Source organism: Mesorhizobium sp. P3_B5 (assembly GCF_056402815.1).
Genome location: NZ_JBFUGR010000003.1, coordinates 65,177 through 92,077 on the forward strand (window position 1 = coordinate 65,177; position 26,901 = coordinate 92,077).

General features: G+C 63.6%; 25 protein-coding genes. 14 read left to right on the forward strand and 11 right to left on the reverse strand.

All coding sequences use genetic code 11. From position 1 onward, the window contains the following. Nucleotides 1–122 precede the first annotated feature (122 nt). The 3 genes from rpoD to AC1DVW_RS09980 form a co-directional block, all read right to left on the reverse strand. Entirely contained in the window at nucleotides 123–2,147 is a 2,025-nt protein-coding gene (gene rpoD / locus AC1DVW_RS09970) for an RNA polymerase sigma factor RpoD (RefSeq protein ID WP_477322780.1), read from the reverse strand. A 377-nt stretch (nucleotides 2,148–2,524) separates the two neighbouring features. Then, nucleotides 2,525–4,465, reverse strand: a complete 1,941-nt coding sequence (gene dnaG / locus AC1DVW_RS09975; RefSeq protein WP_477322782.1) for a DNA primase — start codon at nucleotides 4,463–4,465, stop codon at nucleotides 2,525–2,527. 142 nt (nucleotides 4,466–4,607) lie between these two features. After that, the gene (locus tag AC1DVW_RS09980) at nucleotides 4,608–4,979 is read right to left on the reverse strand and encodes an RcnB family protein (protein WP_477245265.1); all 372 of its coding nucleotides are present in this window, start codon (nucleotides 4,977–4,979) and stop codon (nucleotides 4,608–4,610) included. Nucleotides 4,980–5,061: 82 nt separating this feature from the next. Here AC1DVW_RS09980 and AC1DVW_RS09985 point away from each other — a divergent pair, with 82 nt between their 5' ends. The 4 genes from AC1DVW_RS09985 to AC1DVW_RS10000 all read left to right on the forward strand — a co-directional run bounded on the left by AC1DVW_RS09985 (nucleotide 5,062) and on the right by AC1DVW_RS10000 (nucleotide 8,635). Then, nucleotides 5,062–5,241: a hypothetical protein gene (locus tag AC1DVW_RS09985; RefSeq protein WP_477322784.1), complete on the forward strand. Its 180-nt coding sequence runs from the start codon at nucleotides 5,062–5,064 to the stop codon at nucleotides 5,239–5,241. 111 nt (nucleotides 5,242–5,352) lie between these two features. Then, nucleotides 5,353–7,017 (forward strand): Na/Pi cotransporter family protein, encoded by a 1,665-nt coding sequence (locus AC1DVW_RS09990; protein WP_477322786.1) that lies wholly within the window; start codon nucleotides 5,353–5,355, stop codon nucleotides 7,015–7,017. A 96-nt stretch (nucleotides 7,018–7,113) separates the two neighbouring features. Continuing rightward, a complete protein-coding gene (locus tag AC1DVW_RS09995) occupies nucleotides 7,114–7,323 on the forward strand; it encodes a DUF2061 domain-containing protein (protein WP_477245269.1) in 210 nt (69 codons plus the stop codon). A gap of 130 nt (nucleotides 7,324–7,453) precedes the next feature. Beyond that, nucleotides 7,454–8,635: an MFS transporter gene (locus tag AC1DVW_RS10000; RefSeq protein WP_477322788.1), complete on the forward strand. Its 1,182-nt coding sequence runs from the start codon at nucleotides 7,454–7,456 to the stop codon at nucleotides 8,633–8,635. Between the two features lie 56 nt (nucleotides 8,636–8,691). Here the strand turns inward: AC1DVW_RS10000 and AC1DVW_RS10005 are convergent, their stop codons facing one another. Next, nucleotides 8,692–9,141, reverse strand: coding sequence for a GatB/YqeY domain-containing protein (locus AC1DVW_RS10005; protein ID WP_477322790.1), 450 nt, complete (start codon nucleotides 9,139–9,141; stop codon nucleotides 8,692–8,694). Nucleotides 9,142–9,418: 277 nt separating this feature from the next. Between AC1DVW_RS10005 and carA the strand changes: the two genes are divergently transcribed. Further along, nucleotides 9,419–10,624, forward strand: a complete 1,206-nt coding sequence (gene carA / locus AC1DVW_RS10010) for a glutamine-hydrolyzing carbamoyl-phosphate synthase small subunit (protein WP_477322792.1) — start codon at nucleotides 9,419–9,421, stop codon at nucleotides 10,622–10,624. A gap of 222 nt (nucleotides 10,625–10,846) precedes the next feature. On the opposite strand, the gene AC1DVW_RS10015 is transcribed toward carA, so the two are convergent. Next, nucleotides 10,847–12,112 (reverse strand): TCR/Tet family MFS transporter, encoded by a 1,266-nt coding sequence (locus tag AC1DVW_RS10015; RefSeq protein WP_477322794.1) that lies wholly within the window; start codon nucleotides 12,110–12,112, stop codon nucleotides 10,847–10,849. Between the two features lie 211 nt (nucleotides 12,113–12,323). Beyond that, a complete protein-coding gene (gene ypfJ, locus AC1DVW_RS10020; RefSeq protein WP_477322796.1) occupies nucleotides 12,324–13,256 on the reverse strand; it encodes a KPN_02809 family neutral zinc metallopeptidase in 933 nt (310 codons plus the stop codon). A 189-nt stretch (nucleotides 13,257–13,445) separates the two neighbouring features. Between ypfJ and AC1DVW_RS10025 the strand changes: the two genes are divergently transcribed. Then, nucleotides 13,446–15,497, forward strand: coding sequence for a hypothetical protein (locus AC1DVW_RS10025; protein ID WP_477322797.1), 2,052 nt, complete (start codon nucleotides 13,446–13,448; stop codon nucleotides 15,495–15,497). 22 nt (nucleotides 15,498–15,519) lie between these two features. Here the strand turns inward: AC1DVW_RS10025 and AC1DVW_RS10030 are convergent, their stop codons facing one another. Then, nucleotides 15,520–15,708, reverse strand: a complete 189-nt coding sequence (locus AC1DVW_RS10030) for a hypothetical protein (RefSeq protein WP_477236907.1) — start codon at nucleotides 15,706–15,708, stop codon at nucleotides 15,520–15,522. A gap of 89 nt (nucleotides 15,709–15,797) precedes the next feature. Then, nucleotides 15,798–16,250 (reverse strand): manganese-binding transcriptional regulator MntR, encoded by a 453-nt coding sequence (mntR, locus tag AC1DVW_RS10035; protein WP_477272611.1) that lies wholly within the window; start codon nucleotides 16,248–16,250, stop codon nucleotides 15,798–15,800. 242 nt (nucleotides 16,251–16,492) lie between these two features. On the opposite strand from mntR, the gene AC1DVW_RS10040 reads away from it, so the two are divergent. From AC1DVW_RS10040 to AC1DVW_RS10050, 3 genes are all read left to right on the forward strand, one after another. After that, entirely contained in the window at nucleotides 16,493–17,860 is a 1,368-nt protein-coding gene (locus tag AC1DVW_RS10040) for an Nramp family divalent metal transporter (RefSeq protein ID WP_477322799.1), read from the forward strand. A gap of 85 nt (nucleotides 17,861–17,945) precedes the next feature. Next, entirely contained in the window at nucleotides 17,946–18,833 is an 888-nt protein-coding gene (locus AC1DVW_RS10045; RefSeq protein ID WP_477322801.1) for a protein-L-isoaspartate O-methyltransferase family protein, read from the forward strand. A gap of 117 nt (nucleotides 18,834–18,950) precedes the next feature. Next, a complete protein-coding gene (locus AC1DVW_RS10050; protein ID WP_477322803.1) occupies nucleotides 18,951–19,604 on the forward strand; it encodes a dihydrofolate reductase family protein in 654 nt (217 codons plus the stop codon). A gap of 241 nt (nucleotides 19,605–19,845) precedes the next feature. On the opposite strand, the gene AC1DVW_RS10055 is transcribed toward AC1DVW_RS10050, so the two are convergent. Beyond that, complete coding sequence (locus AC1DVW_RS10055) at nucleotides 19,846–20,715, reverse strand: LysR family transcriptional regulator (RefSeq protein ID WP_477322805.1); 870 nt, start codon at nucleotides 20,713–20,715, stop codon at nucleotides 19,846–19,848. 96 nt (nucleotides 20,716–20,811) lie between these two features. Between AC1DVW_RS10055 and AC1DVW_RS10060 the strand changes: the two genes are divergently transcribed. Continuing rightward, a complete protein-coding gene (locus tag AC1DVW_RS10060) occupies nucleotides 20,812–21,411 on the forward strand; it encodes a LysE family translocator (protein ID WP_477322807.1) in 600 nt (199 codons plus the stop codon). Nucleotides 21,412–21,802: 391 nt separating this feature from the next. On the opposite strand, the gene AC1DVW_RS10065 is transcribed toward AC1DVW_RS10060, so the two are convergent. Then, complete coding sequence (locus tag AC1DVW_RS10065) at nucleotides 21,803–22,597, reverse strand: SDR family NAD(P)-dependent oxidoreductase (protein WP_477322809.1); 795 nt, start codon at nucleotides 22,595–22,597, stop codon at nucleotides 21,803–21,805. 219 nt (nucleotides 22,598–22,816) lie between these two features. On the opposite strand from AC1DVW_RS10065, the gene AC1DVW_RS10070 reads away from it, so the two are divergent. Then, nucleotides 22,817–23,272: a MarR family winged helix-turn-helix transcriptional regulator gene (locus tag AC1DVW_RS10070; RefSeq protein ID WP_477322811.1), complete on the forward strand. Its 456-nt coding sequence runs from the start codon at nucleotides 22,817–22,819 to the stop codon at nucleotides 23,270–23,272. Nucleotides 23,273–23,297: 25 nt separating this feature from the next. Here the strand turns inward: AC1DVW_RS10070 and AC1DVW_RS10075 are convergent, their stop codons facing one another. Then, nucleotides 23,298–24,476: an MFS transporter gene (locus tag AC1DVW_RS10075; protein ID WP_477322812.1), complete on the reverse strand. Its 1,179-nt coding sequence runs from the start codon at nucleotides 24,474–24,476 to the stop codon at nucleotides 23,298–23,300. A 194-nt stretch (nucleotides 24,477–24,670) separates the two neighbouring features. Between AC1DVW_RS10075 and AC1DVW_RS10080 the strand changes: the two genes are divergently transcribed. From AC1DVW_RS10080 to AC1DVW_RS10090, 3 genes are read left to right on the forward strand one after another with little or no spacing between them, the layout of a single operon-like run. Further along, nucleotides 24,671–25,060: an ArsR/SmtB family transcription factor gene (locus AC1DVW_RS10080; RefSeq protein WP_477322814.1), complete on the forward strand. Its 390-nt coding sequence runs from the start codon at nucleotides 24,671–24,673 to the stop codon at nucleotides 25,058–25,060. A 53-nt stretch (nucleotides 25,061–25,113) separates the two neighbouring features. Continuing rightward, the gene (locus AC1DVW_RS10085; protein WP_477322816.1) at nucleotides 25,114–25,869 is read left to right on the forward strand and encodes a metallophosphoesterase family protein; all 756 of its coding nucleotides are present in this window, start codon (nucleotides 25,114–25,116) and stop codon (nucleotides 25,867–25,869) included. Continuing rightward, entirely contained in the window at nucleotides 25,866–26,861 is a 996-nt protein-coding gene (locus AC1DVW_RS10090; protein ID WP_477322818.1) for an SH3 domain-containing protein, read from the forward strand. Before AC1DVW_RS10085 ends, AC1DVW_RS10090 begins: the two co-directional genes overlap by 4 nt. The last annotated feature ends 40 nt before the right edge of the window (nucleotides 26,862–26,901 follow it).

Below are 26,901 nucleotides of genomic sequence, written 5' to 3' on the forward strand. Positions count from 1 at the left end.
ACTATCTGCCCGAAAGATGAGCGCGGCAAGGGTCTCGCCTATGGCAACGCGATCCCCGGCGTCACCAACGAAAAAGGGCGCCGTCGGCGCCCTTTTTTGAATTGCTCAACCCGTGGCGGGTATCAACTGTCGAGGAAGCTGCGCAGCTTCCGGCTCCGGCTCGGGTGCTTGAGCTTGCGCAACGCCTTGGCTTCGATCTGGCGGATACGCTCGCGGGTGACCGAGAACTGCTGGCCAACCTCTTCCAGCGTGTGGTCGGTGTTCATGCCGATGCCGAAGCGCATACGCAGAACGCGCTCCTCGCGCGGCGTCAGCGAGGCCAGCACGCGCGTCGTGGTCTCGCGCAGATTGGCCTGGATTGCCGCGTCGATCGGCAGGATCGCCATCTTGTCTTCGATGAAATCGCCCAGATGCGAATCCTCCTCGTCGCCGACCGGCGTTTCGAGCGAGATCGGCTCCTTGGCGATCTTCAGCACCTTGCGCACTTTTTCGAGCGGCATTGCGAGCTTTTCCGCCAGTTCCTCTGGCGTCGGCTCGCGGCCGATCTCGTGCAGCATCTGGCGCGAGGTACGCACGATCTTGTTGATCGTCTCGATCATGTGCACCGGAATGCGGATGGTGCGCGCCTGGTCGGCGATCGAACGCGTGATCGCCTGCCGGATCCACCATGTCGCGTAGGTCGAGAACTTGTAGCCGCGGCGGTATTCGAATTTGTCGACCGCCTTCATCAGGCCGATATTGCCTTCCTGGATCAGGTCGAGGAACTGCAGGCCGCGATTGGTGTATTTCTTGGCGATGGAGATGACGAGGCGCAGATTGGCCTCGACCATTTCCTTCTTGGCGATCGCGGCTTCGCGCTCGCCCTTCTGCACCTGGTTGACGATCTTGCGGAATTCCAGGATCGAGATCGCCGTTTCGGTGGCGAGGTTCTGGATCTCGGCGCGCAGGTCGCGGATCGCATCCTTCTCGTTCTTGGTGAATTCCTTCCAGCCGCGCGAGGTCAGATTGCCGATCGAGCGCGTCCAGTTCGGGTCGAGCTCGGAACCCTGATATTCCTTCAGGAACTCCTCGCGGCGCACGCCGTAGCTTTCGGCGAGCCTGAGCAGCTTGCCCTCGTTCTGCACCAGGCGCTTGTTGATGTCGTAGAGCTGCTCGACCAGCGCCTCGATGCGCGCCGTGTTGAGCGACAGCGACTTCACCGCCTTGATCAGCTGGTCCTTCAGCTCCTTCAGCCGGCGGTCCTGGCTGGGCGACAAAGTGCCGGCGGCAGCCAGCCGGTTCTCGACCTGCTGGTCCTGCAGCTTGCGCAGCTTCTTGTAGGTGTCGGCGATGACGTCGAGCGTCTCCATCACCTGCGGGCGCAGTTCGGCTTCCATTGCCGCCAGCGACAGGCTGGCCTCGTCCTCATCTTCCTCGTCGTCGTCGACCAGCCCGCGCGTATCAGCGCCGACATTGGTGACGTCTTCTTCCTCGTCGCGCGAACGGCGCGACCTTTCCTCAACCTTGGGCGCTTCCTCAATGCGCTCGACCACCGGTGCCTGCTTGGCCTCGGGGCCGGCATAGGTCGCCTCGAGATCGATGATCTCGCGCAGCAGGATCTTGGATTCGTTGAGCTCGTCACGCCAGATAATGATGGCCTGGAAAGTCAGCGGGCTCTCGCACAGGCCCGCAATCATCGTCTCGCGACCGGCTTCGATGCGCTTGGCGATGGCTATTTCGCCTTCGCGCGACAAAAGCTCGACCGAGCCCATCTCGCGCAGATACATGCGCACCGGATCGTCGGTGCGGTCGGTCGGCTCTTTCTTGGTGGTCGTCGCGGCAACCGCGGTGCCGGTCTGCTCGGCCAGCTCGTTGGCGTCTTCCTCGGCGTCGGCGGCCGTATCAGTGGCTTCGGGCTCCTCGCCCTGCTCGTCGTCCTCGACCACGTTGATGCCCATGTCGGACAGCATCGCCATCGTGTCCTCGATCTGCTCGGAGGTGACTTCCTCCGAGGGCAGCACCGAATTCAGCTCGTCCATGGTGACATAGCCGCGCTTCTTGGCGGCCTTGATCATCTTCTTGACAGCATCATCGGAAAGGTCGAGCAGAGGGCCATCGGTGGCGCCTTCGCGTTCGGTTTCGACCTCTTCCTTTTCCTTTGTCGCCATAGTCTTTGTTTTCTCCTAGCGGCTGAACATTGAAGCCGCGTATGCTGCCGGACCGGTCAAATCGGATGCGCTCGTTGTCAAACGCGCTTCACCGGGCCCAGTAACTGCATCTCTCGTTAAGTCCAGATTAACCCTGATATCTGTGGCAGGCAGCTTGCCTGTCCAGTGATCAGTACCTCACATCGTTGCATTGCCCATCGACGCCGGGTGCGGTTAACGTTTCGAATCGTCCTGATTCCGCCATTCTGCCAGAAGGTCAAGCGCCTCTCGCATGATTCGCATGAAAAAAGCGAATCAATTACCCGACTTAGAGCGCCGCGCGCCCAATTCGACGCGTAAGCACGTTCTTGCTCTTTCACTTCGACGCAGGCTTCGACCTAGACGCGCCCGGCACGCCCTGAAGACACGCCAAACCCTTCGATCAACGCTTCCGTCGCTTGCACATCATTGAATTGCGCCTGAATCTCGACCAGATGCCGGAAATTTTCGTCCGAAGGATCCACATCGAGCGCCGCTTGCGCCTGTTTCAGCTCTCTATGTAAGGTGCGCGCGCTGCGCTGCAAGTGCAGGGCCTGGTTGAAGGCGTCGCGGGCATCGTCGAGCGCCGCGGTTTCCAGCGCCGGCCATTGCCTGGCGCGCTTGATCAGCGCCACCGAGCGCGCCCAGATGTCGCTGCAGCCGGCGCGCTCAATTGTCGCGATCACCGCGGCGCGGTCATTGGCCATGTCATGCGCCATGGCGTCGAGGATAGCTGCATGCAGCCGCTTCAGATCGGTGTTGGCGAGGTCGAGGAACTCGACATGGGCGAAGTTCTCGTCGATCAGCGCCGGATGATTGATCAGCGCCACGATGATCGTCGCCTCGCGCACCGACATCATCTCGCCGCCGCGCTTGAGCATGGCGGAGCGGCCGAGGCTTTCTGTGATCGCGGCGCGCCCGCCGGCGCCGCTGCCTTTCGCGAACTGTCCGCCGGGCGCGGGCGCCTTGCCCTGGCCCGGTTTCCAATCCTGACGATCTTGCCGAACAGTACGCTGGGCACTGAAGAAGTTCCGCACCCGCTCGCGCATTTCCTGCTGGTAGTGATAGCGCGTGCTTTCGTCGCGGATGCGGCTGGTGAGTTCCAGCAGCGTTTTTTGCAGTTCCGCCCGCCGCTCCGGTGTGTCGAAGACACCGCCCGTCGTCTCGCGCATCCACAACAGGTCGACCAGCGGTCGCGCCTCGGCAAGCACCGCCCGGAACGCATCCGGCCCTTCGGCCTTGACCAGATCGTCAGGGTCCTTGCCCTCCGGCAACAGCGCAAAACGCGCCGAGCGCCCCGCCTGCGCCGCCGGCAACGCCATGTCGGCGGCCCGCCATGCCGCCTTCAGCCCGGCCTGGTCGCCGTCGAAGCACAGCATCGGTTCCGGCGCCATGCGCCACAACAGTTCGAACTGGTTTTCGGTGAGTGCGGTGCCGAGCGGCGCCACGGCATTCTCAAAACCGGCCTGCGCCAGTGCGATGACGTCCATATAACCTTCGACGGCAATGACCGTACCGCCCTTGGCCAGCGCCTTGCGAGCCCGAGCGAAATTGTAGAGCACATTGCCCTTGTGGAAGAGCTCGGTGTCGGGCGAGTTCATGTATTTGGCCAGCGCATCGGGCGCCAGCGCCCGGCCACCGAAGGCGATGATCTTGCCTCTCGAATCCGGGATCGGAAACATGATGCGATCGCGGAACCAGTCATAGGACACCGGAATGTCGTCGCCATGACGCACCAGCCCGCAAGCCTCAATGTCGGCCTTCGGCACGCCCTTGGCCGCAAGATGCTCCTTCAGCGCGTTGCGGCTGTCCGGGGCATAGCCGAGCCGGAACGACTGCTGCGTCGCCGGCGTCAGCCCGCGGTCCCTGAGATAGGCGCGGGCCTTTGCCCCCTCAGGCCCTTGCAACCGCTCCTGGAAGAAGGCGGTCGCCATTTCCATGACATCGGTCAGGCTGGCGCGTTCCTTCTCGCGCCGCTCCTCATTGGCATCGCGAACCGGCATCGGCACGCCGGCCATATCGGCGATCTTCTGGACCGCTTCGGGAAAACTCATGCCGTCAAGCTCGGTCAGGAACTTGAAGTGATCGCCCGAAACCGAGCAGCCGAAACAATGGTAGCGGCCCTTCTTGTCCTCGCAGTGGAAGGACGGGCTCTTTTCGCCATGGAACGGACAGCACGCCCAATAGTCGCCGCGCGACGCGTTGGTCTTCTTGCGGTCCCACGCGACGCGCTGGCCGATCACCGAGGAAATCGGCACGCGGTCGCGTATCTCGTCGAGGAAGGCGGGCGGAAAGCGCATGGGAAACTCTTTTCTCCACCATATAATCATACCGGCGAAATCCGACGACCCCCAATGCGAGCCATACCCGGTTTCCACAGGGCAAAAATGGAAGGCGGCCGTCACTGACCGCCTTCCTTTCATGGTTCAGCATAAGCCCGGATCAGTGCGCGGCGATGGCGCCGAAGATGATGCCGGAGAGGATGCTGACCAGCACATAGTCGTTGCCGACGCGGATCCACTCCTGGCCGCGGCCGGGACGATGCAGGCCATAGCGACCGTAGTCGCGGATCGGCTGGTGGCGCTTCCAGCCGGAATATTTCTGGCCGTGCCTCCAGTGGTTGTTTCTCACCACGACGCGCTTCTTGACGATGACGCGCTTCCTGACGTCGACGTGCTTGCCGGGCTGCTGCCAGTCGACCTGCGTGTAATTCGACTGCGGTGCTGCGGGCACATTCAGCGGTGCAGCCTGACCCGTCAGGGACGTGGCGGCCAGCATCGAGACAGCGAGAACGGAAAGAACAATGCGTTTCATAGGAGTCTCCTTGGTTGTCGATGCCCAAGGAGTAGCGGCCAGGGGATGAACTAAAACTGAACGCGCGCATTACAATTATGTAATGAATTCCTTCGTTTATCCAAGAGAATTGAACATCATCGCAAAGGCAGACGCCGTCAGTGCAGCGACCTCAGCCGATCCGCCACACCACCGCAGCCAATTCGACATCCGTCCATTTTCCGACACCGCCTGTCGCGCCGCAACAGTCCCTGAAATCGACAAGATTTTATTATCCGGCTAAAATATTCGGACTATTATCGGTCGCTGCCATGATCATGATTCGTACCCCTGTCTTTCACCCCGCTCGCCACGCTGTCCGCGTGGCGGCCCCTGTTGGCATGCACACAACAAGATGAGCGGCTCCGTCGTCCTCCTGCATCTGGCCGGCGCCGTGGCGCTGATGCTGTTTGCCACCCGCATGGTCAAGACCGGCGTCGAGCGCGCCTATGGCGATGTGCTGCGCCACAAACTGCGCGCCACCATGCGCAATCCGATCATGGCGGTGCTGGCCGGCTGCGGCCTGTCGATCGCGCTGCAGAGCTCCACCGCCGTCACTCTGCTGGTCGGTTCCTTCGCCGGCGCCGGCATCGTCTCAGGGATATCGGGCCAGCTTGCGGTGCGCGGCGCCGAGATCGGCTCGGCCCTTGTCGTCAAGCTTTTGACCTTCGACCTGTCGCTGCTGGTGCCGATCTGCCTTGCCGCCGGCACCGTCATGTTCATGGCCACCGAGCGGCGCGACTGGCGCCAGTTCGGCCGCATCCTGGTTGGCATCGGCCTGTTGCTGCTGTCGCTGGAAATGATCGGCCAGGCGTCGGAGCCGCTGCGCCAGAGCACGCTGATGCCGATGATCGTCAACTACTTCTCCGGCGATCCCGTAACCGCCTATCTGCTGGCGGCGCTCATCACCTGGCTGTTCCATTCCTCGATCGCCGCCGTTTTGCTGATGGTGACGCTCGCCGGCCGCGGCTTCATCCCGCCGGAGCTCGGCATCGTGCTGGTGCTCGGCGTCAATCTCGGCTCGTCGATCATCGCCCCGCTGCTGACCCGCAATGCCGAGCCCGGCGTACGCGTCGTGCCGATCGGCAACCTTTTGATGCGCGGCATGGGCTCGCTGGTGATGCTGATCCTGTTCATGACCTTCAAGCCGCCGGTCGCCTTTCTCGGCGCCACCGTGCCCGACCAGATCGTCAACGCCCACATCCTGTTCAATGTCCTGATCCTGCTCGCCGGCCTGCCGCTGGCGGGCCTCGTCTATCGCGCTTCGGAGAAGATCGTGGCGCTCGGCACCCCGCCGCTACCGGCCAATGCGCTCGACGTCGTCGAATTGTCCGCGCTCAACGACAGTGCGCTGGACATGCCGAGCCAAGCACTGGCCAACGCAGCGCGCGAGGTGGTGCGGGTCTGCGAGACGGTCGAGATTATGCTCAAGCGCATCATCGAGCTCTATGAGAGCGCCGACGCCGACAAGATCAAGGCGCTGGCGGCACTCGACGACCGCGTCGACCGGAAGCACGCGGCGATCAAGCTCTATCTGGCCAAGGTCACCAAGAACCCGCTGACCGAAGATGAGGCATTGCGCTGCCAGGAGCTGATCGGCGCCTGCGTCAAGCTCGAACAGGTCGGCGACATCATCGTGCGCAACATGCTGGTGCATGTGAAGAAGAAGCTCGAGCGCGGGCTTGAGTTCACGCCCGAGGGCTGGCGCGAGCTTTGCGCCTTCCACGCCTCGGTGCTTGCAAATGCGCGACTTGCCTTCAACGTTCTGGTATCGCGCGATCCCGAGACCGCCCGCCAGCTTGTCCTGGAAAAGGACCGGCTGCGCGACCGCGAGAAGGAAACCAGCGCCAGCCATTTCGTGCGACTGCGCGACGGCACCGCCAAGAGCGTCGAGACCAGCTCGATCCATCTCGACACCATCCGCGACCTCAAGCAGATCAACTCGCTGCTGGCGTCGATGGCCTACCCCGTGCTCGAAGAACGCGGCCTGCTCACCGGCTCGCGGCTGAAGGCGAGCTGAGCGGTCTCACGAGTTCAGCTGGCCGCAAGAATATCTTTGCGCCGCCTCCTGTCCGTCGGCTAAGGATTGATCAAAAGTCCACCGGGAGGAAAGTCGATGGATACGCATTCGCGCAGTTTCGCCAAGGCGCTCTCCTGGCGCGTCACCGGCACCATCGACACGATGATCATCTCGCTCGTCGTAACCGGCAGCATCAAGCTTGCCGCGGCCATCGGCGCGACTGAGGTCGTCACCAAGTCGCTGCTTTACTATTTTCATGAGCGCGCGTGGCTGAAGATTCCCTACGGACGGAAAACGGCGGCGTAGCCTTGCCAGCGTGGCTGAAGGCGAGACGATCCCGATCAAGAAAACCTAAAGCGTCGGCGACAATTTCTGCATTGCCGGCGGCGCCCATCCGTGGTTTGAGGCTTCCTCAGTCGAGGATCGCTTCCGCGCCATGCTTCCCCTTTTCGCCCTGTTCTTTGCCGCCTTTGCCTTCGGCACCACCGAGTTCGTCATCGCCGGCGTGCTGCCGCAGGTGGCGGACGGCCTTGGCGTTTCGATCCCCACATCAGGCTATCTCGTCTCCGGCTACGCCACCGGCATCGCCATTGGCGGCCCGTTGCTGGCGCTCGCCACCAAGAGCGTTTCCCGCAAGGCCCTGCTGCTCGGCCTTGCCGTCGCTTTCACCATCGGCCAGGCTGCCTGCGCGCTGGCGCCCGACTTTGCCTCCATGCTGCTGCTGCGGATTGCCGTAGCCGTGGCGCATGGCGCCTATTTCGGTGTCGCCATGGTGGTCGCGGTCGGCCTCGTCCCCGAGGACAAGCGCGGCATGGCTGTCGCGGTCATCCTGTCGGGCCTCACCGTCTCCAACGTCATCGGCGTTCCCGCCGGCACCGCGATCGGCAATCTCTGGGGCTGGCGGGCGACGTTCTGGGTCATGTGCGGGCTCGGCGTGGTGGCGACGCTTGCCATGCTTGCGCTGCTGCCGCGCAAGACGGGATCGTCGAGTCCGTCGGCCAGCCTTGCGCGCGAAGTCCGCGTGCTGGCGCGCCAGCAGGTCTGGACGTCACTCATCCTGATGCTGATGCTGATGATCGGTCAGTTCGGGCTGTTCACCTACATCACGCCGACCTTGCTTGAGGTGACCCACCTCGACGAGAACCTGATCCCGTGGGTGCTGCTGCTCAACGGCGTCGGCGCGACGATCGGCGTCTTCCTTGGTGGCAAATTGTCCGACTGGAAATTGATGCCGTCGCTCATCACCATGCTTCTCCTGCAGGCGGTAACCCTTGTCGTCATCTTTGCCGTCAGCCCCTATCCCCTGCCGATGGTTGTGGCGATCGTCATCTGGGGCGGTCTCAACTTCGCCATCGGCACGCCGATCCAGACCCGCATCCTGGCCTGGACGGCAGACGCCTCCAACCTCGCCTCGTCGCTCATTCCGTCCGGCTTCAATGTCGGCATCGCGCTGGCCGCGTCGCTCGGTTCCGCCCTGCTCAATGCTGGCTATGGCTATCGCAGCCTGCCGGTCGTCGGCGCGCTTGCCATGCTGGTCGCGGTGGCGGTCGCCGCCGTTTCCTACATTTCGGAGGGGCGCAGCAACGCTACCCCGCCTGTCCCCGCCGCCGCCGAATAGGCATCAGCGCCAAGCCGGCGTCGGCTCACACCCGAACGGCGGCAGCGGGGAAATCCTTACTGCAGCAGGCCTTTGACGATGCCGCTCGCTTTGCCGAAATCCATCTGGCCGGCATATTTCTGCTTCAGCGCAGCGATCACCTTGCCCATATCCTTCTGGCTGGCGGCACCGGTGGCAGCGATCGCCTCACGCGCCGCGGCCGTCACCGCGGCATCGTCGAGCTGCGTCGGTAGAAAATCACGGATGATGGCCATCTCGTCGCGCTCCTGCGCGGCAAGTTCAGGCCGCTTGCCGTCGTCGAAGGCCTTGGCCGACTCCTCGCGCTGCTTCACCATCTTGGCCAGGATCTGCAGGATCTCTTCGTCGCTGGCCGGCTCCTTGCCGGACCCGCGATTGAGGATGTCGCGGTCATGGATGGCGGCCTGGATCAGCCGTAGCGTCGGCAGCCGGCGCTTGTCCTGCGCCTTCATCGCGCTCTTCAGGGATTCGGCGATTTTGCCACGCATGATGCTTTCTCCTTCGATCGGCGCGGACAATAGCCCCGGCGAATGCGCAAGGCAAACCCCCGAAGACGCCGTCAAATCACTGATATTGTTCGACGAAATAAATCGATGCTGGTCACTGGCTGCATCATTGACCGTTCTGGCACCTTCCCCTATGTACTCGGCCTTGCATAAGACAATGAATTGACGCGCGCAGGCTCGAGAAATCGCTGCCGCGCCGATTGCTGCGCAGCAGGCCCACTAGGTCGGTCGAAGCGCGCAGCCTGATAGGAGTGCCGCCATGGCTGATGTGACGCCCGCCTGGACCATCGAAAAGCCGACCGCGCTGCTGGTGCTTGCCGACGGCACGGTCATCGAGGGTCGCGGTCTCGGCGCCACCGGCTCCGCCGTCGCCGAAGTCTGTTTCAACACCGCGCTCACCGGCTACCAGGAAATCCTCACCGATCCGTCCTATGCCGGCCAGATCGTAACCTTCACCTTTCCGCATATCGGCAACATCGGCACCAATGACGAGGACATCGAGGATCTCAACCCGGTGGCACGTTCAGGCGCCGTCGGCGCCGTGTTTAAGGCCGATGTCACCAACCCGTCCAACTACCGCGCCGGCACCGGCCTCGACCAGTGGCTGAAGAAGCGCGGCATCGTTGCTCTGTCGGGTATCGACACCCGCGCGCTGACCGCGCTGATCCGCGAAAAGGGCATGCCCAATGCCGTCATTGCGCACGCGCCCGACGGCGTCTTCGACCTTGATGATCTCAAGCGCCGCGCCGCCGCGTGGTCCGGCCTGATTGGGCTCGATCTCGCCAAGGAGGTCACGTCAGGCCAGTCCTCGGTCTGGCGCGAGACGCAATGGGTCTGGAACGAAGGCTTTGGCGAACAGGCCGATCCGTCCATGCATGTCATCGCCATCGATTACGGCGTCAAGCGCAACATATTGCGGCTGCTTGCCGGCCTCGGCGCCAAGGTCACCGTGGTGCCGGCCAACACCGGCGCCGAAGAAATCCTCGCCATGCAGCCGGACGGTATCTTCCTCTCCAACGGCCCCGGCGACCCGGAAGCCACAGGCGACTATGCCGTGCCGGTCATCCAGGACCTGTTGAAGACCGACATCCCGGTGTTCGGCATCTGCCTCGGCCACCAGATGCTGGCGCTGGCGCTCGGCGGCAAGACCGCCAAGATGCACCAGGGCCATCACGGCGCCAACCACCCAGTCAAGGACCACACCACCGGCAAGGTCGAGATCGTCTCGATGAATCACGGCTTTGCCGTCGATGCCGACTCGCTGCCCGACGGCGTCGAGGAAACCCATGTCTCGCTGTTCGACGGTTCGAACTGCGGCATCGCGCTGACCGGAAGACCGGTGTTCTCGGTCCAGCATCACCCCGAAGCCTCGCCCGGCCCGCAGGATTCGCACTACCTGTTCCGCCGCTTCGTCAATCTCATTCGCGAGAAGCGCGGAGAGGAATTGCTGGCGGAGCGTGCTTGAGCCGATCCGTTAGAGCCGCCCCTCATCTGCCTGCCGGCATCTTCTCCCCGTAAACGGGGAGAAGGGGCTTGTCGCAACCTCGGCGCTCTTACAGCAACGTTGACGATTGGCGAAAGCGGCGGCGACGGCGTCTTTCTCCCCGTCACTATACGGGGAGAAATGCCCGGCAGGGCAATGAGGGGCGGCGCAAACGTCACGTCAGGACGATGCGGCTCGCATGGCTCATATCTTGGCCCCATCTTCCGCGACGCCGGTCGCAACTTTTCCAAGTGCCGCCGACCTCGCCACTTTGGTGACGAAGACGATGAGCGCCAGCGTCATGAACAACCCGCCGACCAGATAGGGCGCGCCACCGAAGGTCACCGGCGCGCTCGGCCCGGTGAACCAGGAAAAGATCGCCGTATAGAGCAGCGGCGTGATGATCGAGGTGATCGAGAAGATCGAGGTCATAGCGCCCTGGAGTTCGCCTTGCGCCGAAGGTGGCACCTTGGCGGCGGCCAGACTCCTGAGCGGCGGGTCGGCCAACGCTTCGAGACAGCCGACGACGATCACGGCATAGATCATCCAGCCTTGCGACGCGAAGGCATAGCCGAAGGCGCTGAGTGCCGTGAACGCCAGACCGATTGCCGCCGTCTTCCACTCACCAAGCCTTGGGATCACACGCGGCAGCACCGTCGCCATGACGATCGCTCCGCACAGGCCGAAGGCACCCAGCGAAAAGCCGATCTGCTGTTGGTTCCAGCCATAGCGGTAAGTGGAGACGAACGACCAGACCGCCGGATACATCATGTGCCCGAGCGTCATCAGAAAGAAGACAAGACCGATCCAGCCGATGCCTTTGTATTGGCGCATCTGGAGGAGCGTTCCCACAGGGTTGGCGCGTTTCCACTCGAACCGGCGCCGGTGTTTTTCGTCCAGCGTTTCCGGCAAGAAAAACATCGCGATCAGGAAATTCAGCAGAGCAAGCCCGGCGGCAAAATAGAACGGTACGCGCGGACCGAGCGTGCCGAGCAGCCCGCCCAGAACCGGTCCGATGACGAAGCCGACGCCAAAAGCGATGCCAAGCAGGCCGAAATTCTTCGCCCGGTTCTCATCGTTCGAGATATCGGCGATGAAGGCCGACGTCGTCGAGTAGCTGGCGCCCGAAATGCCGGCCAGCACACGCCCGATGAACAGCATCGGGTACGACCAGGCGACGGCGCAGATCAGATTGTCGATGGCACAGGTCAGCACCGAGGCGAGCAGGATCGGCCGCCGTCCAAAGCGGTCGCTCAACCCGCCCATGATGGGCGCGAAGAAGAACTGCATCGCGGCATAGACAAAGAACAGCCAGCCGCCCTCGATAGCCGCGCCGCTGATGCTGACGCCGGTCAGTTCCCTGAGATAGGCGGGCAGCACCGGCATGATGATGCCGAAGCCGATAATGTCGAGCAGCAGCGTGGTGAAAACGAGCGCAAGGCCCCGCCTGGCGGTTTTGGGGTCGATCATGGTGGTCTAGCTCCTCTGCTCGCCCTGGGGCGCAGGCGGACGCACCTTATAGGCGAGCCCACCGCCAGGAACAATAAGGGAACAGGTCAGATATTCTCATCCTGACATCACTTGCCATGATGGATGCTACCGTGCGCATCGTTGGAAGCGCCGGTTTTTCGGAAGAATTCCAGTGCCTCAGATCGGCCAGTGCCTCAGATCGGCCAGTGCTTCAGATCGGATTGTTGAACGTGTCGCAGTCCGAAAGCTTGCCGCTCTTGTAGCCTCGCGCCAGCCATGTCTGCCGCTGCTGCGACGTGCCATGGTTGAAGCTTTCCGGCACGACGTAGCCCTGCATCTTCTTCTGCAACGTGTCGTCGCCGATCTTCTGCGCCGCGTTCAGCGCCTCTTCGATGTCGCCCTGTTCCAGAATGCCCTTCTGCGCGGTGAAGTGCGCCCAGATGCCGGCAAAGCAGTCAGCCTGGAGTTCAACCTGCACCGACATGTGGTTGGCATCGGCCTCGCTCATGCCTTGCCGCATTTTATTGAACTTGGGCAGGATGCCGGTCAGGTTCTGCACGTGATGGCCAACCTCATGCGCGATCACATAGGCCTGGGCGAAGTCGCCCGAGGCACCGAACTGCTGGTCGAGCTGCTGGAAGAAGCTGGTGTCGAGATAGACCTTGTGGTCGCCGGGACAGTAGAACGGTCCAGCCGCGGTCGAGGCGGCACCGCAGGCCGAGCGTATCTGGCCGCTGAACAGAACCAGCTTGGGATCCTCATATTTCAGGCCGTTGGCCTGGAAAATACCGGTCCAGGTGTCCTCGGTTTCGGCCAGCACCGTCGAAACGAACTGCTTCATCTCGTCGGAGGCCGGCGCACCGGTACCGGCGTCCTGCCCGCCGCTGTTGTCGGTAATCTGACCGTCGCCGCCCGGCAGCAGGCCGCCATCGCCGCCGCCCAGGATCTGTGATGGATCGAAACCAAAATACCATCCAGCAAGCACCACCAGGATGACGAGCAAGATGCTGCCGCCGCCACCGGTGCGGCCGCCAATCGGGACACGAAACTGACCGGGGCTCCCGCCGCCTAGCCCACCGCCGCCACCGCTGTCGCTGCGCTCGTCCTCGACATTGTCACTCTGACGACGGCCCTTCCAGAGCATGGCAACTCCCCGCGATGCACGTTTCGGTTGACCCAGCCGATGTCATGGCCCGGTCCGACCCAACAAACAATTAGCCCAATGGTTGCACCAAGTCACAGCATTTTTCGCCGCTAGCGTCGCCGCTTCGCCGCTCTGGCCGAGACGGCACAGGCGCTGTAGCATCCAACTTGAACAGGGGTGTGAGGGCGCTTGCGAACGATCGGCCGATTCTTGTTGCTGGCGGCGCTGCTTTGCCTCGGCCCCTGGTCGGCCGGCGCCGTCACGCTCGATTCCAGCGTCGCCGTCACCGACCCCGCAACCTTGCAAGCGCTCGAGCGCGGCGGCCTCTCGATCAGCCGCCTGCTTGGGCCAGCACTTGGCCTGACGCGCGATGTCGACAACCATGGACTGTTTTCGGTACGCGCGCTGACCCCGGTCCGCAACGCCGTCAAACAACAGATCATCGACGAGCCCGGCAACAGCCCAGACCCTTATGTCGCGGCACTGGCCAAATCGAAGGACAGCAGCCAGAAGTTCAACCCCAGATACATCGACGACGACGGCTCGACGCTCGACCTCACCGGCGTCGTCAACCGCATGGATCGCGGCTATCTCGGCCACACCCAATGCGGCGAGATCAGGCTGATCTACCGCTTTCATTATTCGGTCGAGGAGACACCTGGCCAGCGCATCTCGTCTCGCCTGCCGCTGACCATGAGCCTGGTTTTCAACGCCAGGCCCACCGAGGCGCAAGCCCGTGCCTCAAAGGATCGTCCAAGTGCCATTGGCGCCTCCTGTGCGGATGTCGCCAAACGCTGGCTTGCCGCCGGGCAGAAGGACCTCGCGCCCGACCAACTGGCGGCATGGTTGCGCTCGGACGAAGGCCCGCTTTCCAACGCCATGCTGAATTCCTCGCAGATCATGCGGCTCGAGCTCAACATGCAGGTTTTGCGGCTGTCGGCCTCGACCCGCCGCGATTTCGGCGGCCACGCGGAATATTTGCTGAAAATCTTCAAATGGGATCCTGCCACCTCCACCTTCCAAGAATCGAAGATGGAGAACGAGATCGACCGCAAAGTGGTGCTGGCCGACAGGCAGGCCTTCGCCAAATGGCTGCTCACCGACCGCAACATCTACGACCTCGACCGCGGCCGGCTGGTCATCGACGAAAAGTTCCTGGTGACCAGCGCCATCTCGGTGGCGCCGGGCGGCATGAGCCGGTCGCAGAACAATCTGGCCTATGGGCTGCTCGATGACGACGCCGTCGACAAGGCGCTGAAAGACTATGTCGCCAGGGGCAACGAGCTGAAAACTGTGAAGTCGGTGGCCGGCTTCAACCTGCGGCTCAACGAGATGAGCTGCACCGGCTGCCACCAGACGCACGGCATTGCCGGCTTCCACTACACCGGCGCCGATCCGGCCAGCGAACCACGCCGCAACGCGGTCTTGGTGCCGGGCTCTGCGGTGTTCTTCGCCGACCTGCCGCGCCGCCGCGCCATCGTCGAGGAATTTGCCGCCGGCGGCCATCCGGATTTTACCCGCGGCTTCGCTGCCCGGCCGGACGCCAAGTATGCCGAGGCGTTGAAAGGCACTGATCTCTACAATGGCTGGGGCTCGATCTGCTATCGCGGCGAGGATGCGAGCTTCAAGGATTGGACCTGCGGCGAAGGCCTGCGTTGCGCCGGCGTGCATGAGAGCGCCATCCATCCGGGTTTCGGCACCTGCGTCAGCGAAGCGGGAACCGCTGTCGGCGACCCCGTCGAGTTCGGCGAGATCAAGATGTCCAAATGGGGCGACGACAAATATTGCCGTCTGTCGCCGGCAACCGCAAAGGCCTGCGCCATCGACCCTGTCAGGGACAAGAAACCGCCGATAAAGCTCGCCGGCTATGGCGCCGCGCGCCAGCGTTATGACAATCCCGAGCAGAAGACTGGCGGCTTTCCAGGCGGCATGCTGCGCAAGGCGAGCTGCGAAAAACTGCCCGACGAGGCGACTTGCGGACGGCTTGCCAAGACCGGTTTCAACGACTGCATCGCCTCAGGCAAGGATCATAAATTCTGCACCAAGGAATTCACCAAGACAGCTGGTCTACGCGCCTGCGACAAGGCCCATCCCTGCCGCGAGGACTATATCTGCACCGCCGGCTACGATGATCTGGCGGAGGCGAAACCCGGCAAGGGCACCTGCATCCCGCCCTATTTCATCTTTCAGTTCCGCGTCGACGGTCATCCGCGCAGCTGGGTGCAAGACACCCAAGAGTAAAGGCGCCGCCCTGGGGCAAATCTCAACTCTTCTGCTTGGCGCCTGCGCTCTTGCCGTCCGAGCTTTTCGAACGCTCCTCGAAACGGGCAGCGCCCTTTTTCAGCGGCCGGCCGGTTTCGGCTTCCGTCTTGCGCTCGTCCTTCGCCGCAGCTTGCTTCAATCCCTTTGCCGCCTGCTTGCCCTTCGCTGTCGGTGCCTGTTCAACGCCCATGATGTCCTCCTCGGCCTCGCGCCAACCGCGCGGCATGCTCCTCAACGCATCCGTGATGCGGCGGTTCCGGTAGGTCTGTGGGGCGGGGATTAGCGGGGCGCGGTCATCGCCTTGCGAAACGCTTCGAGCGTCTCGGCGCTGACATGGTGCTCGATGCCCTCGGCATCGATGCGCGCCGTTTCGGCGCTTACGCCGAGCGAGCGCAGGAAGGCTTCCACAGTCTGGTGGCGAATGCGGCTCTCCTCGGCAACCTTGCGGCCGGCCTCGGTCAGGAAGACACCGCGATAGGGTTTCCTGGACACCAGCCCGTCGGTGCACAGCCGGGTCAGCATCTTGGCCACGGTCGGCTGGGCAACGCCGAGCCTTGCCGCGATGTCGACCTGCCGCGCCTCATTGCCGTCCTCGATCAGGTCGGCGATCAGCTCGACATAATCCTCGACCAGCGCGCTGCGGCGCGCTTCGCGCGTCTGCCGGAATCCCTCAGAATGGACGTCGGCGTCAGGCAGCGGTTCGCGCGGTACGGGTCTGTTTTTCAGCGCCAATACGCGCTCCTTCTGGCCGTCGGCGGATGTCCCGATATTGAACATTCATAGCACGAGCTTGAAATGTTCTGGCCGTTTATTTGCATTCCTTGGCAGGCGCAACTGGGTTCCCCCGATTGCCCCCTGCTCTCTGACAAGGGGTCCCTAAAAAGCACATACAATGAAATATAGCATATTGCATAATGTTCAGCCGTGGCATAGATTGGCGGCAACATCCACCAATCCCAGCGGAAATCCCCTTTATGTCGGAAGCCCAAGCCACCTCTGAATCCCGATCCATGTGGCGATTTGCCCGGCCGGAAGAGGACGACCAGCCCAGCCTGCGCGAAGTCAATTCCTCGATCGCCGTGCCGAGTTCGGGCGTCTGGTTTCGCCGGCTGTTCGCTTTTATGGGTCCGGGCTACATGGTCTCGGTGGGCTACATGGACCCCGGCAACTGGGCGACCGACCTCGCCGGCGGCGCCCAGTTCGGCTACACCTTGCTCTTCATCATCTTGCTGTCGAACCTGATGGCCATCCTGCTGCAGGCGCTCGCAGCGCGGCTCGGCATCGCCACCGGCCGCGACCTCGCCCAGGCTTGCCGCGCCTACTATCCGCGGCCAGTGAACTTCATGCTGTGGATCGCCTGCGAACTGGCCATCATCGCCTGCGACCTCGCCGAGGTCATCGGCACGGCGATTGCTCTGCAGCTACTGTTCGGCATTCCGCTGATCGGCGGCGCGCTGATCACCGCGCTCGACGCTTTCCTGCTGCTTCTGCTGATGAACAAGGGTTTTCGCTTCCTCGAAGCCTTCATCATCGCGCTTTTGATCATCATCTTCGGCTGCTTCGCCATTCAGATCTTTGCCGCCTCTCCACCGGTTGGCTCGGTCCTGCACGCCATGTTCGTGCCGTCGTCCGAGATCGTCACCAACCCGGCGATGCTGTACATCGCCATCGGCATCATCGGCGCCACCGTCATGCCGCACAATCTTTACCTGCACTCCTCGATCGTGCAGACGCGTGCCTATGAGCGCACCGAGAAAGGCAAGCGCGACGCCATCAAATGGGCAACCACCGACTCAACCATCGCCCTGATGCTGGCTCTGTTCATCAACGCGTCCATCCTGATCGTGTCGGCAGTGGCCTTCCACGGCACCGGTCATCAGGACGTCGCCGAGATCGGCAAGGCCTTTGAACTGCTGTCGCCGTTGCTTGGCCTCGGCATCGCCTCCACCCTGTTTGCGGTGGCGCTGCTTGCCTCCGGCCTGAATTCGACGGTGACGGCGACGCTCGCCGGCCAGATCGTCATGGAAGGTTTCCTGCGCCTGCGCATCCCGCAATGGGCGCGGCGCCTGGTGACGCGCGGCATCGCCATCGTTCCGGTGGTGATCGTCACCGCGCTCTATGGCGAAAAAGGAACCGGCCAGTTGCTCGTCTTCAGCCAGGTCATCCTGTCTATGCAACTGCCCTTCGCGGTGGTTCCGCTGGTGCAGTTCGTCTCCGACAAGAAGAAGATGGGCAATCTCGCGATACCACGCAGCGTCGCCGCACTCGCATGGGTGGTCGCCGCCATCATCCTGGTGCTCAACTTCAAGCTGCTCTACGACACCGTCTTCGGCGTCGGCTGAGCAACGAACAGTCCAACTGCTCCCTCACCGGTTTGTCCGACAAACCGACGCGACAAATCGGCTGTCTGCGCTATCTTGACGGGCGATGACCGTCCTTGCGGAAGCTCGAAAATTCTACGCGCGGCTGATGGCTGCCAATTCCGGCTCGGCCGATCCGCGTCTCGAAGAGGCTTTCGCCACGGTGCCGCGCGAAGCCTTTCTTGGCCCAGGACCATGGACGGTCATCGTTGGCAGGATGGTTACAGCCGGCAATGGCAAGGTCGTGACCCCAAGCGCCGATCCGGTTCACATCTATCAGGACGTGCTGGTAGCCCTCGATGCCGACAAGGGCATCAACAATGGCGAGCCCTCCCTGCACGCCATGTGGATCGGCAAGATCGCGCCCAAACCGGGCGAGGCCGTCACCCATATCGGCGCCGGCACCGGCTACTACACCGCCTTACTGGCGCGGCTGGTTTCGCCCGGCGGCGCTGTCACCGCCTTCGAACTGGAGGCCGATCTCGCCCGCCGCGCGACAAAGAATCTCGAAGCCTATGGCAATGTGACCGTCATCCATGGCGATGCCGTCACCACCACGCTGCCACCATCAGATGTCATCTATGTCAATGCCGGCGTCGCCGCACCACCGGCCGGATGGCTGAAGGCGTTGAGGCCGGGCGGTCGCCTGATCTTCCCATGGCGTCCGGCCGAGCGTGTCGCCCTGGCGGTGCTGGTGACCCGCACCAAAAAGGGCTTTGCCTGCGACCCGTTCATGGGCTCCTGGTTCATCCCTTGCGTCGGTGCCTCGGTCGCAAGTCCGGCAGCGAAAATCCCCGACCGCGAACAGGCCGCGCTCAGCCGTTCGATCTGGCTGACATCAGACAGGCCCCCGGACGGGACCGCCACAGCCATCATCGGCGACGTCTGGTTTTCGTCACAGAGCCTTAACGACAGACCGCCAGCTTCACGAACCAAAGGCAAGACTGCCTTGTGATCTTCGAGGGGCCGGAATGCCGGAAATTTCTCAGGCAGCTGTCGGGCAGACGTCCGCTCACCCGTCCTTGGGTCGAAGTCCGGCCTTGACGGCGGGACCATGAAAAGGAGCACCCCAATGAGGAAGATCATCGCCGCAACATTCGTCAGCCTCGACGGCGTCATGCAAGCGCCCGGCGGGCCGGAGGAAGATCCGGTCGAGCGCTTCGAATATGGCGGCTGGACGTTCCACTATTGGGACGACGTCATGGGTGCCGCCATGGACGAGACGTTTTCCAAACCCTTCGCGCTGCTGCTCGGCCGCAAGACCTACGACATCTTCGCCGCCCATTGGCCCTATCAGGAGAACGATCCGATCGCCGACAGCTTCAACGCCGTCACCAAATATGTGGCGACGCACCGGCCCGAAACGCTGTCCTGGCAGAACAGCCAGTCGCGTGGGCCCGACGTTGTGGCGACGCTGCGCCAGCTCAAGCAGGAAGACGGTCCCGACCTGCTCGTCCAGGGATCGAGCGAGCTGATCCAGACCTTGCTCGCCAACGATCTGATCGACGAGATCAGCCTGCTGATCTTCCCGCTGGTGCTGGGCAAGGGCAAGCGGCTGTTCGGCAACGGCACGCTGCCCGCTGCTTTCAAGCTGACCCGCTCGCAAGCCTCGACCACCGGCGTCATCATGGCGACCTATGTGCGCGGCGGGGAGATCAAGGTTGGGTCGTTTGTTCCGGAGAAGCCGTCCGAGGCAGAGATCGAACGGCGCAAGAACTGGAAGTAGCGGGACGGCCTTGGCACCTTTCCTCTCCCTCCGAAGGGGGGAGAGGTGGCGCTGCGAAGCAGCGACGGAGTGGGGGAAGCCATTTGCCAAACGCAGCGCTGTAAGACAGGCAGAACCAGGCGGGCAAGAAGACTCAGGCCAGCGGTAATCAGGCGGAAAAGATCGACCCCCACTCCGTCGAGCTTCGCTCGACACCTCTCCCCCGATCGACGGGGGAGAGGAAACCAAGTTCTGCTTGGCCTCAAGCCGCCACCGCCCGCCGCGCCAGCCCATCGCGGATGTGGCGTGCAAACTCCTGCGCCGCCGGCCCGACGCCATGCTTCGGCAGGTGCAAGTTGATCGAAAAATTCGGCAAGGCCGGCAGTTCCGGATCGCCAGAGAGAATGTCGAGATCAACAGGCACGGTCGACGCCAGCCAGGTGGTGACGGCGAGGTCCGAGCGCACCGTCGCCGTCGTCGCGTCGATGTTGCCGTTTTCGAACACGGTGCGCCATTCAACCCCGTGTTCGCCAAGAGCCGACAGCACCGCTGGCCGAAACGCGCAGGTGTCGGCGACCATCGACACCGGCAGCGGGCGTTTGCGACGCGCGATACCGCCCTTGGCGCCCACCCAGACCAGCCGGTCGATGACCAGGCATTCGCCGGCGGACGGGCCGACGCGCTCTTCGATGACGGCGAGGTCTATTGTGCCGGTCGCCAATGCCGCGGCGAGTTCCGGCGACGAGGCGCAGACCAGCGAGATCTCGACCTGCGGATAGGTTTCGGCGTAGCTCTTCAAGACCGGCGCCAGCAAGGTGCCGACAAGGTCGTAGGGCACGCCGAGCCGCACCTCGCCCGCAACCGCATTGCCCGCCATCTCGGCCCAGATCTCGTCATTGAGACCGAGCAGGCGTTTGCCCTTGCCGAACACCCGCTCCCCGGAGCGCGTGAGCCTCAGCCCGCGCCGGTCGCGCTCGAACAGGCTGCAGCCCAAAACCTCCTCCAGCCGCTTGATCTGCTGGCTGACGGCGCCCTGCGTCAGGTGCAAAGCGTTGGCGGCCGCCGTCATGCTGGCTTTGTCGGCAACGGTGACGAAGGTGCGGATCAGGGTCGTGTCAAGATTGCGGATCATGGTGACATTATAATCCCTAATGCCAACCATCACAAACATTGCATTTACTGATGCAGGATGACGCCTAGCATGCGGCCTCCCTGGAGAGAAGCCAGCATGTTTGAGACTATCCTTCCCCTCGTCCTGTTCGCGCTGGTCGCCACCTCCACGCCGGGCATGGCGACGACCTTGTCGACGGCGTCCGGCGCGCAGTTCGGCTTTCGCCGTTCTGTCCCGCTGATGGCCGGCAGCGCCGCTGGTCTGGCCACCGTGGCTGCTGCCGGTGCGGCCGGGCTCGCCGGGCTGCTGGCGGCCGTACCATCCTTGCAACTGGCAATGAAGATCGCCGGCTCGCTCTATCTCGTCTGGCTCGCCCTCAAGATCGGCCGCAGCGGACCGCCCAATCTCGACGTGGCGATGGCCAGGCCGAACAGTTTTCTCGGCGGCGCCGGCCTGCAGTGGATGAATCCAAAAGGCTGGGCGATGGGACTTGGCGCTGCGGCATCGTTCGCGGCACTGGCCGACGGACCGCTGCAACTTGCCCTTTTGCTCGGCGCGGTCTTTGGCCTCGCCGCCGCGGTATCGCTGTCGCTGTGGTGCGTGGCGGGCACGCTGCTCGCCCGGTTGCTTAGAACCGAGCGGCAGTGGCGCGTGCTCAACATCGCACTCGGCCTGTTGCTCGCCGCCTCGATCATTCCGATGTGGCGGACGCATTAGAAGCGTCGGCCTTGCAGAACCTGGGTTCTTGCCCCCGCCATAGCGCTACTGCATCCACACATTTCCAAGCAGTTGGTCTTTGGCGATAGCGTGCATGGCAACTTGGCGCATGCATTGTCTTATGGTGCACGGTCGACCCCCACTCCGTCTCGGCTTCGCCGAGCCACCTCTCCCCCGATCGACGGGGTAGAGGAAAGGCGCCAGGCTTTTTGCCGCCAACGCTTGCCCAGCAACGCTCCCTTCCTTTCCCTCCGGAGGGGGGAAAGGTGGCGCTGCGAAGCAGCGACGGATTGGGGGAACCACGTGGTAATCAAGCCTCGGGCCGATCAGTCACGCCAGTCACAGAAGATACGTGCATGGCGTAGCGCCACAGTGGGGGACAGAGGTGGCTTCAAGCCGCGTAGCGCGCCGCCGGCTTGTTGGCGTGCAGGCTGCCGTAGAAGGCTTGCCGGGCGCCGAGGAAAATGTCCAGCTTGGCCGCATCGGCAAGCGCGGGCGCGGTGACGGCTTCGCCTCTGGCCAGGCCGACAAGTGCGGCATCGACCAGATCGTCGGCGGTCATGACGATCTCCTTCGGAAGCTGTTCGATATCGCTGCCGGCGAGTTCCCAGAAATCGGTCCGGGTCGCGCCCGGCAGAACCGCCTGCACCTTCACTTCGGTGTCGGCGACTTCGCGCTGCAGGGCTTCGGTGAAGTTGACGACATAGGCCTTGGTGCCGCTGTAGATGCCGCCCAACGACGTGTCGAAGGCCAGCACCGAGGCGATGTTGACGATGGCGCCGCGGTTGCGCGCGATCAGGCCCGGCAGCACCGCGCGGGTCAGCCGCGTCAAGGCGATGACATTGACCTTGATCATGCGCTCGGCCACGTCGGCGTCCGCCGTGGCCACCACCTGCGCACCGCCGAGGCCGGCATTGTTGACGAGCAGCGTCACGCTGTGGTCGGCTGATATCGCCTGTTCGACCCGGCGGACGTCGTTGTCGTCGGCAAGATCGGCGCTGATCACACTGACCTTGCGATCGTAGGCGTAGCGCAGCTTCTCAGCCAGTTCCTCGAGCCGGTCGGCGCGCCGCGCCACCAGCACCAGATCATAACCCTGGCCGGCAAGCCGGTCGGCATAGACCGCGCCAATGCCCGACGAGGCACCGGTGACGACCGCCGTGCCCTTGTTGTTTTCTACACTCATTGTCCTGTTCCTTGTGTTCGACCGATTGCTTCGTTTCGACCCTGGTTGCCGGGCTCCGTGGGCAACTGCCCTCGCCTCGCCAAAGTCGCTCCATTCAATTAGTGGCATATGCCACTATTAACGAAGTAGGCATATGCCACTATCTTGTCAATGATCTGAACGGAGATTATTTGTGGGTGGCGCGGACGACCATCTTGTCGCCGTCGCCAAGGAAACCCCATGTCGCAAGATGCTCTGCCCGGCCTGACGCTCTGCAACAACGCCATGCTGCGGCGTGCGGCGCGCAAGCTCGGCCAGTTCTATGATGATGTGCTGGCGCCCTCGGGGCTCAAGGCGACGCAGCAGGGCCTGCTCTACCAGATCCATGTCGGCAACGAGCCGGCCATGGGCGCCATTGCCGCTGCCCTGGTCATGGATCTGTCGGCGCTCGGCCACACGCTGAAGCCGCTGATCCGTGACGGCTTTCTCGAGACCTTCGCCGATCCGAACGACCGCCGCATCAAGCGTGTGAGGCTGACGCCGTTGGGCCTGGTCAAGCTCGATGAGGTGATGAAGCTGTGGCATGTCGCCCAACAGCGTTTCGAAGATGTGGTCGGCAAGGAGCAGGCCGCGAACCTGCGCGAGGCGCTCGACGGCATCGCCGCGCTCGATTTTGACACGTCGCCGGCCAGCTGAGGCGGCCGGCGACTTTGGCGCAAGACTATTCGGCCGGCATGGCCACCGGCCGCGTCGCCCAGCGGCCGGCCAGCACGACGCCCAGTCCCACGATCGGGAACGCCGCCGCGATCAGGCCGAGATCGGCCGGCGCGCCGTAGCGCAGCACGGCACCACCGACCACGGCGCCCAGCGCCACGCCGAGATAGAGCGCCGAGCCGTTGAGCGACAGCACGATCGGGGCGGCATCGGGCGCCAGCTTGATGATGCGGCTGGCCTGCGCCGGCGGGAACGCCCAGCCGACGATGCCCCACGGCACCATCATCGCCATCAGCGCCGGACCGGCGATGTGGTGCGGCAGGAAGGTCGGGATGACCGACAGCATGACCAGCATCGCCGCACTCAATCCCAGCGACCAGCCGACGGTACGCGTCGCGCCAAAACGATCGGCGGCCTGGCCGCCTGCGATGTTGCCGATGACCGCGCCTATGCCGAAGGCGAGCAGCATGCCGGGCAGCGCGATCGGGCTCAGCCCGCCGCCTTGAACGGCCAGCGGTGCGACATAGGCAAAGACGGTGAAGGCGCCGGTCAGCGCCAGCAGCGTCGTCAACAGGATCGGCATCACGCCAGGACGAAGAGCCGCGGCAAGCCGTTGCCTGAGCGGCAGCCTGGTGCCGACGATGCCGCGCGGCAGCCGGTACCACAGGATGGCGCCGGCAAGCGCGCCGAGGCCGGCGATGGCATAGAACGTGCCGCGCCAGCCGGCGAAGGCCGCGACCAGCGCGCCGAGCGGAGCACCGACCGCAACCGCCACCGTGGTGCCGCCGACGACGACGGCGATGGCGCGCGCCCGGTGGTGGCTATCGACAAGCGCCACCGCCGTGCCTTGCGCTGTGGCCGCAAACAGGCCGGAAGACAGCGCCATGACGATGCGAGCGATCAGCAGCAATTCGAAGGAGGAACTCAATGCGGCCGCCAGATTGCCGAGCACGAAGAACACCAGCGTCCACAGGATGACGCGGCGCCGATCCCATTCGCCGGTCAGAGTCGCCAGGATCGGCGTGCCGAGCGCATAGGCGAGCGCAAAGGCGGTGATCAGCGTGCCGGCCAGCGGAATGGAGATGCCGGCATCGGTGGCGATATCGGGCAGCAGGCTGGAAATGACAAAACCTTCGGTCGAGATCGTGAACGATCCGAGCGCAAGCCAGAAGAGGCGCTTGTCCATGACGGGTGTCCTTAGTTCAAAAGTTATTGAACAATTGGACATAAGGTGCCATCATGTCAATGTCCGGCAGCATAAATAGCTCGATCCTGCTGACAGCCCTGTGTCAGGACGGATCGCGAAACGAGAAACTGTGTGCACCCGGCCAAAGGAGGAGATGCGTTGAAATCGGCCCCGATTGTGCTTAATTCAGCGGCATGACCTTGCCCCACCCCAACACCGACCAGATCAGCCTGCCGATCGTGCTTGCCGTGCTCGGCGACCCGACCAGGCTCGCCATCGTGCGCTATCTCGCCAGCAAGGAAGGCGTGCCGCTGAACTGCAGCCAGTTCCTCGATCTCGGCTCGAAAACCAATCTCAGCTATCACCTGGCCAAACTGCGCGAAGCCGGCGTCACCCGCGCCGAGGTGGTCGGCACCAGCCGGCTGATCACGTTGCGCCGCGACGACCTCGACGCCCGCTTCCCCGGCCTGCTCGACAGCGTCATTGCCGCTGCTGGCGAGGATACGGCCCTGCCCGCGGTCGGTGGCCACGATATTGAAATTTCTCCTAGCGCGACACGACAGGACTCAGCACAGAACCGGTAGAACCCCGGCTGCTGTGCTGATATGCGAAGCTTCGAACCAACCGGAGCTTCTGAATGCGCATCGCCGTCCTCGCCGATATCCACGGCAACGTGCTGGCCCTCGACGCGGTGCTCGAAGATCTGAAGCAGCGCGGCGGCGCGGACCTCACCGTCAATCTCGGCGACAGCGTCTCTGGTCCGCTCTGGCCGCGCGAGACTTTTGAACGGCTGGAAATGCTCAACCTGCCGACGGTGCGCGGCAACCACGACCGCCGCGTCGCCCGCGACCCGGCCGACGACACGATGTGGGCGTCCGACCGCTATGCGCAGGAGCGGCTGACCGTGGCACAGCGCGAGGTACTGTTCGCCCAGCCGCTGACGCTGGAGATCGCGCCCGGCGTGATCGCCTTTCACGCCCGGCCCGACCATGACGAGAAATATCTGGCTGACGCGATTACCGATGGCCAGTTGGTGCGCGCGCCGCTGGCAGCGATCAAGCGGCGGCTGAAGAGCCTCGACCCGTCATGCCGCATCGTGCTGTGCGGTCACAGCCACCGCAGCGAGCTGATCCGCATTCCCGGTGGTCCGGTCATCTTCAATCCGGGCAGCATCGGCTGCCCCGCCTATGACGATTCGACGCCGCCGGCACACGTCTCCGAGCAAGGCTCGCCGCACGCGCGCTACGGCATCGTCACATTGGGTGGCGGCCGCCCCGACATCTTCGAAACCATCGCCGTCGACTACGACCACGAGGCGGCGGCACGGCAGGCCGAGCAGGCGGGAAGGCCGGAATGGGCCTACGCGCTGCGAACCGGGTATATGCCGGGTTGAACGCGGAACGCGTTCATGTCCCCGCAGAGCCGGACGGCACTCCCCGCAAACCAGCCGTATTTTCGGGCTTACATAGCGCCATGTCGTTGCTTATTAAACCGGCGTGGCATGCGGTGGCGCTCGTGAGTCTGGCCGCATTCTCGGCAATGCAATCGATCGCCCACGGCCAGATGATGAGGCGCACACTTTCCTTCCGGACGACGCTGGCCGCGCTGATTGCCGCTCCGCTGCTGCTGGCGGCAATCGCGGCCAAGGCCGAGGACGATCCGGCTCTGGTCATCTCCATCGTCACCAACCTCGCCCCGGGCGATCTTCTCAACGTCCGCGCCACGCCATCGCCGATCGGCAAGACCGAAGCGCGCCTGCCGAGCGGTTCGAGCGTGAAGAACCTCGGCTGCAACGACGTCAACGGGCATCGCTGGTGCAAGGTCGAGGACATCGCCAATCCGCAACTGGCGGGATGGGCTCCGGCCCGCTATCTGAACCCTGAGAACCCGGTGGCCGTTTCGGATGCTGACACGCCCGGCGCCGGCGCGTCCTCTGCAACAACGGACCTGCCGCCGCCCGGCCTGACAGCGCGGCTGGGCGATCCTGAAGCCGCTCAGACGGCGGCTGAAATTATCGGCAAGACCGCCATCGAGGATGCCTACACAATGGCGTTCGCGGCCGACCCGTCGGCCGGGGAGATAGAAGCGCCGGCGCCAAACGCGCCCGCCCCCACTGCCACCGGCGAGGTTCCCTGCGCCCGCTATATCGGCCAGCCGATGACAAGCTGTGCGGCAAGCATCGTCCGCATGGACGCCGGCAAGGCCGACGTGACCGTGACCTGGCCCGATGGCGGCACGCGTGTCATCAGCTTTTCCGCCGGCCTGCCGACCAGCTCGAACGCGCCCGGCGACTTCCGCTTCACTCGAGAGGGCAGCCTGAGCATCGTCCGTGTCGGCGTGTCTGAGCGGTTCGAGATTACGGATGCGCTGGCGCTTGGGGATTAGCAAGAACCCTCATTTTCGGGGTTACATCCGCCAAAACTCT

Coding starts and splice junctions, on each gene's coding strand:
- rpoD (WP_477322780.1), bottom strand. CDS start 2,147: ATGGCGACAAAGGAAAAGGAAGAGGTCGAAACCGAACGCGAAGGCGCC.
- dnaG (WP_477322782.1), bottom strand. CDS start 4,465: ATGCGCTTTCCGCCCGCCTTCCTCGACGAGATACGCGACCGCGTGCCG.
- AC1DVW_RS09980 (WP_477245265.1), bottom strand. CDS start 4,979: ATGAAACGCATTGTTCTTTCCGTTCTCGCTGTCTCGATGCTGGCCGCC.
- AC1DVW_RS09985 (WP_477322784.1), top strand. CDS start 5,062: ATGAATTCCTTCGTTTATCCAAGAGAATTGAACATCATCGCAAAGGCA.
- AC1DVW_RS09990 (WP_477322786.1), top strand. CDS start 5,353: ATGAGCGGCTCCGTCGTCCTCCTGCATCTGGCCGGCGCCGTGGCGCTG.
- AC1DVW_RS09995 (WP_477245269.1), top strand. CDS start 7,114: ATGGATACGCATTCGCGCAGTTTCGCCAAGGCGCTCTCCTGGCGCGTC.
- AC1DVW_RS10000 (WP_477322788.1), top strand. CDS start 7,454: ATGCTTCCCCTTTTCGCCCTGTTCTTTGCCGCCTTTGCCTTCGGCACC.
- AC1DVW_RS10005 (WP_477322790.1), bottom strand. CDS start 9,141: ATGCGTGGCAAAATCGCCGAATCCCTGAAGAGCGCGATGAAGGCGCAG.
- carA (WP_477322792.1), top strand. CDS start 9,419: ATGGCTGATGTGACGCCCGCCTGGACCATCGAAAAGCCGACCGCGCTG.
- AC1DVW_RS10015 (WP_477322794.1), bottom strand. CDS start 12,112: ATGATCGACCCCAAAACCGCCAGGCGGGGCCTTGCGCTCGTTTTCACC.
- ypfJ (WP_477322796.1), bottom strand. CDS start 13,256: ATGCTCTGGAAGGGCCGTCGTCAGAGTGACAATGTCGAGGACGAGCGC.
- AC1DVW_RS10030 (WP_477236907.1), bottom strand. CDS start 15,708: ATGGGCGTTGAACAGGCACCGACAGCGAAGGGCAAGCAGGCGGCAAAG.
- AC1DVW_RS10040 (WP_477322799.1), top strand. CDS start 16,493: ATGTCGGAAGCCCAAGCCACCTCTGAATCCCGATCCATGTGGCGATTT.
- AC1DVW_RS10045 (WP_477322801.1), top strand. CDS start 17,946: ATGACCGTCCTTGCGGAAGCTCGAAAATTCTACGCGCGGCTGATGGCT.
- AC1DVW_RS10050 (WP_477322803.1), top strand. CDS start 18,951: ATGAGGAAGATCATCGCCGCAACATTCGTCAGCCTCGACGGCGTCATG.
- AC1DVW_RS10055 (WP_477322805.1), bottom strand. CDS start 20,715: ATGATCCGCAATCTTGACACGACCCTGATCCGCACCTTCGTCACCGTT.
- AC1DVW_RS10060 (WP_477322807.1), top strand. CDS start 20,812: ATGTTTGAGACTATCCTTCCCCTCGTCCTGTTCGCGCTGGTCGCCACC.
- AC1DVW_RS10065 (WP_477322809.1), bottom strand. CDS start 22,597: ATGAGTGTAGAAAACAACAAGGGCACGGCGGTCGTCACCGGTGCCTCG.
- AC1DVW_RS10070 (WP_477322811.1), top strand. CDS start 22,817: ATGTCGCAAGATGCTCTGCCCGGCCTGACGCTCTGCAACAACGCCATG.
- AC1DVW_RS10075 (WP_477322812.1), bottom strand. CDS start 24,476: ATGGACAAGCGCCTCTTCTGGCTTGCGCTCGGATCGTTCACGATCTCG.
- AC1DVW_RS10080 (WP_477322814.1), top strand. CDS start 24,671: ATGACCTTGCCCCACCCCAACACCGACCAGATCAGCCTGCCGATCGTG.
- AC1DVW_RS10085 (WP_477322816.1), top strand. CDS start 25,114: ATGCGCATCGCCGTCCTCGCCGATATCCACGGCAACGTGCTGGCCCTC.